Below are 7596 nucleotides of genomic sequence, written 5' to 3' on the forward strand. Positions count from 1 at the left end.
AGGTAGAAAGTTAATGTTGTATGATAGATGTATGATTTTTTTATAATAAAACGGATACGTTCTAAACGTTTGGATTCCTACCACCACTGATGCCTTCTAACGAATATAAGACCATTTACATGCTTCAAACGTACCTCGATAAAAGGTTAACCTTGATACGGATAGCTGGAACCGATGAGCTTGATCCAGAACGTACATCAGCCAATTAGGACTACTATCCGGATTATATTTATAGTGGTCAGCATAGTAACTTAATGTTTTAATCTGGTCCCGATGGCTATAAATTAAACTTGGGCTTGTGATACCGAGTTGACTCAATACCACAAGCCCGTTAAAACACCGCTTATTTTCGCACCATCGGGAATTGAGAAATACGCAGATTGGTACACCCGTAAGGAATTAGCGTAATATCTTCCAGATCGTTGGCTGTCTCCAGTTGATAAGTCAGACTGTACGGAATTGGTCCAGCCATTTCATTGTAGATACCCCATGAAGGAATCCGCCGACCTTTCGTTTTAATTTGCAACGGCGTGCTTTCTGGGTTCCATGGATAAATAGAAACTGGTTTCACTTTTTCTACTCTATACTGATCTGCCAGCTTAGTTTCCGGCACCTGAATTAGGGCATAATTCCAGGGTGTGGTCGGGCGAAGTTCGTTATACGTAGCTCCGTATTCGATCGGGTCTTTGTCGTTTTTGACGGTAGTTACTTCGTCGCCGACTTTCAGAGCATAGGTGATTGGCCCGCGTTCTATGGACACCGAGTTTTCATACCAGGTGTTGTTGAAAACGTGCATTGGCAGGTACAGTTCCAGCACATCACCCGCTTGCCATGCCCGGTTGATTTTCACTACTTGATTCCCCGCTGACTGCTGTACTACGTTTCCGTTGATTCTGATTGTCGCCTGCTTACACCAGGCTGGAATGCGCAGGTGGAACGGAAACGAAGCCTTTCTCGATGGGTTCACAACAAACCGAATTATTTCCTCGAAGGGATAACCCGTTTCTTCTTTTACCGAAACGTGAAGCCCATTGGACAGGCCGATGGTGGCTTCACTAGGCGAATAAGCCAGTGCTGCAATTCCTCGATCGGCTGTAGCATACCATAGATTTTGAACAAATTTGGGCCAACCCTGGTGCATGTTCGACGTACAGCATGGATAGCCCGATAGCAAGCCGAAGCAGACATCGGTGCCACCGTGATTATCGCCAAAGTTGCGCACATGCCGGGTTGCCATCACCTGATTGGCCTGTTGAAAATACTGATGAGTCATATAATCGTCAGATACCTGCGTCGGCAAGGCGTTAAAGGCAATTTTTTCAAGTTGATCAGCATAGGATACCTCCCCCGTGATTTCGAGAATACTTTCCAGCGAAAACATCATCTCAACCGCTGAGCAAAGCTCTGATCCCTGCGTTGGGTTGTTGCCGTGCAGTGCTTCATCGCCACCATAAAGACCGTGCGCCATGCCGTTGTATTGCCGAATATCGGAAAAGGCTTTTTTCGTAGCATCGAGGTATTTTTTGTCAGGATGATGCTGATAGTATATAATGGGTTCTTTGATACCCTGTGCCAGATTTACGCAGTGAATGCTACCGGGTCTGGCCAGAAAATCAGTATTCAAAAAGCCATTGGTATAGTTGAATGTTTGTTTATGAACAAGATCACCCAGGTCGAGCAGAAATTTATCGCCAGTGATGTTGTAGAGCCAATAGATCACTGCCAGATTATCGCCACCCCGATAACGTGCCCAGAACGTCCAGTGATCAAGTGGTTTTTGGGGTAGTTCTTTGAGCTGATACTTGAAATAATTGGTCATCAATGTGATGACTCGTTTGTCCCCTGTAGCCGAGTAATATTGCTTCAAAACCTTCAACATGACCATCTTAGGCCACCAGTCCCGGCTATTGTCACGCTGGATGCCGGGTTCTGGACTATAATCTTTGGCAGGTCCAAAGTAGCCGTCGGGTTGCTGACTGGTAAGCGCCCATTCTACCCATGGTTTTGTCTTGGCAATCAGCGCTGAATCGTCCAGAATGTAGGCGAGGGGTAAAAGACCATCAATCCAGTACGGGCCCCGCTCCCACTGATCACCATCACCACCCAGCCAGCCGTTACGCTGATTCATCACGAGTGGATACAGCTCGTCCAATTGACCGGTTGCCCCGTTTTTCTGGCGAATGAGCATTTCCTTCAACCAGCCCAGCGGTTTAATGGTACCCAGCGGTAATTCGACATAAGGGTTTTGGTGTAGAGGAGCCCGGCTATGAACGTGGGCTATAGGCTGAGGCTTAGTTGTTCTTACTTGACCAACCGCTGTCAGGCTAAAACTTATCAAAAGAAGGTGAAACGTACCGTTTAATTTCATATAGTATAGTTAAATTTTAATCAAAGCTTGCTCTAAAAAGTAGAACCGGTCATTTCTATACTATTTACGAAAACCAAACAGAGCACCAAATAAGGTATTGGTGTTCTGTTTGGTTTTCGTCGCCCTGAACGGTTCTACAATAAATTAACTGGGCACAAGCCACATTACGCACACAGGTAGAGCAGAAGTGGTTCGGATAGCTTACCAGAAGTCGGTTCAAGCTATTGCCAGAAAGTACTTCAACTCATTTGATGCTCCTAATGAGACCAAGTAAAGATTGAACAGTACAGCTAACGATTAACAAAGTACTGACTTTGCTCAATAGATCATCTTGAGAAGACATCCTTACCCAACTCATATAGGCATGCGTTTAGTGCATTCCTCCAGAAACAGCTAACTTTTCACCCGTGATCCAGCCCGCGTTCTCTGATGCCAAGAATGCAACTGCTGGGGCTATTTCTTCCGGTTTGCCAAATCTACCCATTGGTATAGCCGCAAGCATACCTTCTTCCATAGCACTGCCTGCCAGTCCCAGTGTCCTTGATCCTTCAGTATCAGTTGGGCCCGGTGCCACCGTATTGACCCGGATGTGGCGGTTCACCAATTCTCTGGATAGAGAAACGGTTAAGGCGTTCAGGGCCGCCTTCGATGAGGTATAAATACTGGTGTATGGTCCCGGATTCTGTCCGCCTACTGAACTAACGTTGACAATGCTGCCTCCTGTTTGGGGAAAATACTTTAACGACTCCTGGATCGTCAGTATGGGACCTAATACATTGACCCGGTACTGTTCCAGGAAATCATCCTCCGTAACCGCTTCGATGGGCCCGAATCGGGCGGTGGCAGCATTATTCACCAGCACATCTAACTTACCAAACTGCTCCTTGACCTGTTTGAACAAATTAATAATATCGGCATGTCGGGCCATATCAGCCTGAAGGGCAATGGCCTGTCCGCCTGCCTCGCGGATGGCACTAACTACGCCTTCTGCATCGCTTGCCGCCGAACGATAGTTTACAATGACAATTGCCCCACAAGAGGCAAGTTCCTTGGCAATGGCAGCACCAATACCCTTAGAGCTACCAGTAACGACGGCCACTTTCTGCGTCAAATCTATTTTCATGAGCTTTCTTTTTTGACAAAGATAAATGAGCCAACTTTACCTGGGGTATGAGTTTCCCTTTAGAAAGTAGTTTCCTTTGAGAAACTAGGATGCACCAAGACAAATGAAAAAGAAAGTTTTTATTGATCAAAAGCCTCGGAACTGTCCAGGTCAGCTCATGGCTATCCATGATGTGATGGATATTTTAAGCGGTAAATGGAAAATCATAATTATCGTGTGTTTGAGTTTCGGCGACAAACGGTTTATGGACTTAATGCGGGAAGTAAAAGGGATAGGTTCCAAAATGCTGTCCAAGGAGTTACAAGAACTGGAGATTAACGGTTTAGTCAGTCGCACGGTGAAGCCTACTAAACCGATCACGGTAGAATACGCGCTTACCGATTATGGTCAGACCTTGAGGCCTATCCTCTTGGAAATGGCTAATTGGGGGCAACATCACAGAATAAAAGTAAAAGCATCATTCAAGGGAGAAGTTAACAATAGTTAGCACATACATAACTTGAGCCTACTTAGATTTTAGGTTACTTCAATTGATTAATTTACTATAAAGACTAGGTCAAGAGAACATATCATTTAGTAAAAGATGTTGGTTGCAGGCTTGAAAAGGATAGATTATAATCACCTTACTTGGAAAGGAAAGTGATGGATTAAAATAGAGCTTTCTCAGCAAGAAAGCTCTATGGGTTTTTCCTAACCAAAACTTAAACAGTCTCTAGTACTTTTAGCATTATTGAACCAGGGGCTCGGACCAAACGAACAGAAACGCTTGGGCAGGCGGGCAGGGGCTACCCAAGAACTTCGTCAGGATTGATCCAAAAGCCGGTTGATGAAGATAGAACTTCCTCAAGCGAGAAAGCCCTATCGATCTCCTCTTAACCAAAACGTGTTCACTACTTTTTATTGAGTTTGCTCGCTAGGCCCGTATTTAGAAAAGCGAGAAATTCATTGGTGTCATAATTAGCACCCTGGGGCTTTACCAAGGCCTGTTCGGTGTTCGCATCCAGCAGCACGTAGTACGGCTGAGAATTGGATAAAAAGTGGCTGGCCTGCAGATTGCTCCACTTCTTGCCAATCGTGCTTATGGGCTTGCCATTCACCACGGTTTGTTCCGCAGCCGCTAGCTCGGTTTTATCATCGACGTAGAGTTGAATCAAGACGTACTTTTCCCGGATGGTTTGTAAAACCGCGGGGTCCGGCCAGACAGTAGCCTCCATCTTTCGACAATTCACGCAGGCATGTCCCGTAAAATCAATCAACACGGGCTTATTCACCTGTCGGGCGTAGGCCAGCCCTTCCTCGTAATCAAAGAAGGCATCCAGGCCCAGCGGGGCATGAAACAAATCGCTGTACTTATGAGTCGGGTGACTTTGGGCAGCTGAACCTGCATTTCCAGTTAGACTGGCGGAGTACAGATCAAAATCCTGGGTCTGCTGCGGGGGCAGAAAGGCCGCAATGGCTTTTAAAGGGGCTCCCCACAGGCCCGGAATCATGTAGAGCGAAAAGCTTAGGGCGAGCACCGCCAGAAAAAAGCGGGGTACCGACAAGGAAACCAGCGGCGAATCGTGAGCAAAGCGAAGCTTGCCGAGCAAATAAAAACCCAGCACGCCAAAGAGAATAATCCAGAGCACCAGAAACACTTCCCGGTCAAACCACTGCCAGTGGTAGGCCAGATCGACGTTGGATAAAAACTTCAGGGCCAGGGCCAGCTCCAGAATCCCCAGCGTCACCTTCACGGAATTCAACCAGCCCCCCGATTTAGGCAGGGTTTTCATCCAAGAGGGAAATAGGGAAAACAGGGTGAAGGGCAGGGCCAGGGCCAAAGCAAAACCGAACATACCCACGGCGGGCCCCAGCAAGGCTCCCATGGAAGCCGCCTGCACCAGCAGCGTACCAATGATGGGACCCGTGCAGGAGAAGCTCACCAGGGAAAGCGTCGTGGCCATGAAGAAAATGCCCAGCAGTCCACCCTGATCGGCTTTCTGATCCATCTTGTTGGCCCAGGCAGTGGGCAGCATGATCTCAAAAGCTCCCAGAAAGGACGCGGCAAAAATCACCAGCAGCAAAAAGAAAGCAAAGTTGAAGAGGCCGTTGGTGGACAGGTTATTTAGAGCATCGGCCCCGAAGAGAACGGTAATGAGCAAGCCCAGCGAGACGTAGATGACAATAATGGAAAGTCCGTAGATGAGGGCATTGCGGATTCCCGAGGCTTTGCTTTCGGCCTGCTTGGTAAAAAAGCTGACGGTCATGGGCAACAGCGGAAAAATGCAGGGCATGAAGATGGCGGCAAGGCCCCCCAGAAGTCCCGCTACAAAAGTCATCCACAAGGACTGGCTTTCGGCCGAGGGCGTAGCCGGGGTGTTGGCTACGCCGCTCAGAGCCTGAGCACTAGTGTCCGCGGGCATCGTTGCCTGAGTCGAGGCACCCACCGAATCGGTCGTCTCTTCGACGGGGGTGAACTCCAGATCGTCGATGGAAAGCGAGTCCTGAGCCCAGCCGGAGGTGGTGCTCAGCAGACCCAGCAGCACGAGTAAGCCCATGGCCCCTAGCCGAAGCCACTGCTTCAGGGGTAAGAAATTGATTACCATACTCGCTACTTATTTTACAGGGACAGTGAAGCTTACTTCTTCGGGGGGCAGGCACTGCTTGTCATCGCAGACCATGTATTCCAGCGTGCCTTTAACGGTCAGGGGCGTCTTGCCAGTTAGTTTGAGCTTTTGCTGAAAAATGACCTGCTTCTCAAAATAGCTGACTTCCATACCGAACACCTTTTCCAGTTTGGTAATGGGGGTAGGTTCCTGGGTAGGTCCCTGCAGGGCATAGCTTCCGGGGCTAAATTTGAAAGAGGTAGCCACGGGGCCCCCTTCCTTGACATGCTGGGAGTAGACGTGCCAGCCGGGATCAAGGGTGGCCTTCAAATACACGACGGCTTCGGTAGGACTGGTTTTCTTGGCGGCGTAGCTCCACTTGACCGGTTTTAAAATCTGAGCCTGTAGCGAGCTACCCACCAGCAAAGCGATGCTGGCTAACCATACTTTTTTCATACAAGGAAAACTTAAGAATCGTGAGAACGTATACGGTGCCTGTTAACCCTTAACGAAGCAAAGGAGCCGCCAATCGGCTGATGGGTCGGTAATCCAGAAAATGAACGCTGGAAGAGAAGTACCCGGACTGGATGGGTTCCTGACGGACCAGGTCCGTACTCAGGTATTTTTTATTGCTATCGCATAAAATGGTCACCACGCGAGCCTGTGGACCCATTTGATTTTGCAGTTGAATGGCTCCAATTAAATTGGCTCCCGAAGATATGCCCACGGCCAAGCCTAGCTCGGTAGCCAGTTTTTGAGCCATCAGAATCGAATCCCCATCGGAAGCCTGCACGATGCTATCGAGTTCACTCAGGTTCACTAATTCGGGAATGTATTCGTCAAAAAGCCCCTGGATGCGATGCGTACCGGTTTTATAGCCGACGGATAAGGTTGGCGATTCAGCGGGTTCCAGCGGGTGTACCCGGATCGCGGGGTTGCGTTTTTTCAAGTATCGGCCCACGCCCATCACCGTTCCACCGGTACCCACCCCGGCGACAAAAGCATCGGGGGTAATGTCGATCGCTTGCAGTTGCAGCCAAATCTCGCGACCCGTCGTTAAGTAATTGGCTTCGGCATTGAATTGATTGGCAAACTGACGCGGTAGAAACAGGCGGGGGTCGCTGGCGGCCAGTTCTTCCGAACGCTGCTGAGCCCCTCTAAATCCCCCTTGTTCTTTGGTAAATACTTCAATGTCAGCTCCCAAACTGCTGATGATGTCCATGCGTTCCTGACTCATGCGCCGGCATGAGGATGGTGACCGGATGCCCCAGGGCTCTGCCCACCGCGGCAAATGAAATGCCGGTACTGCCGCTGGTGGCTTCAATGATGCGATCGCCCGCCTGAATTTTTCCTTCCCGGTACGATTGATGTAACACGTGAAGAGCCATGCGGTCCTTGATACTACCGGTCAGGTTGTAATGCTCGCATTTGACGAAAATCGAACGCTCCTGGCCCTGATAGGAGTAAAAAATTTCCAGCATGGGCGTGTTCCCGACCAGATGCCAGAGGTGATTGAATTT

5 protein-coding genes and 1 pseudogene are annotated in these 7596 nt (G+C 48.8%); 1 reads left to right on the top strand and 5 read right to left on the bottom strand.

What is annotated here, in order from left to right:
- Positions 1 to 343: 343 nt before the first annotated feature.
- Together BWI93_RS17100 and BWI93_RS17105 are read right to left on the bottom strand one after the other, a co-directional pair.
- Positions 344 to 2368: a beta-L-arabinofuranosidase domain-containing protein gene (locus tag BWI93_RS17100; RefSeq protein WP_094813438.1), complete on the bottom strand. Its 2025-nt coding sequence runs from the start codon at positions 2366 to 2368 to the stop codon at positions 344 to 346.
- A gap of 370 nt (positions 2369 to 2738) precedes the next feature.
- A complete protein-coding gene (locus BWI93_RS17105; protein WP_094813440.1) occupies positions 2739 to 3491 on the bottom strand; it encodes an SDR family NAD(P)-dependent oxidoreductase in 753 nt (250 codons plus the stop codon).
- A 103-nt stretch (positions 3492 to 3594) separates the two neighbouring features.
- Here BWI93_RS17105 and BWI93_RS17110 point away from each other — a divergent pair, with 103 nt between their 5' ends.
- Entirely contained in the window at positions 3595 to 3978 is a 384-nt protein-coding gene (locus BWI93_RS17110) for a helix-turn-helix domain-containing protein (RefSeq protein ID WP_094813442.1), read from the top strand.
- Positions 3979 to 4381: 403 nt separating this feature from the next.
- Here BWI93_RS17110 and BWI93_RS17115 read toward each other — a convergent pair whose 3' ends face one another.
- The 3 genes and pseudogenes from BWI93_RS17115 to BWI93_RS17125 form a co-directional block, all read right to left on the bottom strand.
- A complete protein-coding gene (locus tag BWI93_RS17115) occupies positions 4382 to 6076 on the bottom strand; it encodes a protein-disulfide reductase DsbD (RefSeq protein ID WP_217902302.1) in 1695 nt (564 codons plus the stop codon).
- Between the two features lie 9 nt (positions 6077 to 6085).
- The gene (locus BWI93_RS28295; RefSeq protein ID WP_094813444.1) at positions 6086 to 6532 is read right to left on the bottom strand and encodes a protein-disulfide reductase DsbD N-terminal domain-containing protein; all 447 of its coding nucleotides are present in this window, start codon (positions 6530 to 6532) and stop codon (positions 6086 to 6088) included.
- A gap of 49 nt (positions 6533 to 6581) precedes the next feature.
- Positions 6582 to 7557: pseudogene (locus tag BWI93_RS17125) on the bottom strand (PLP-dependent cysteine synthase family protein).
- Positions 7558 to 7596: the final 39 nt, after the last annotated feature.

It is taken from the genome of Siphonobacter sp. BAB-5385, from assembly GCF_002261125.1.
Taxonomy (GTDB): Bacteria; Bacteroidota; Bacteroidia; order Cytophagales; family Spirosomataceae; genus Siphonobacter.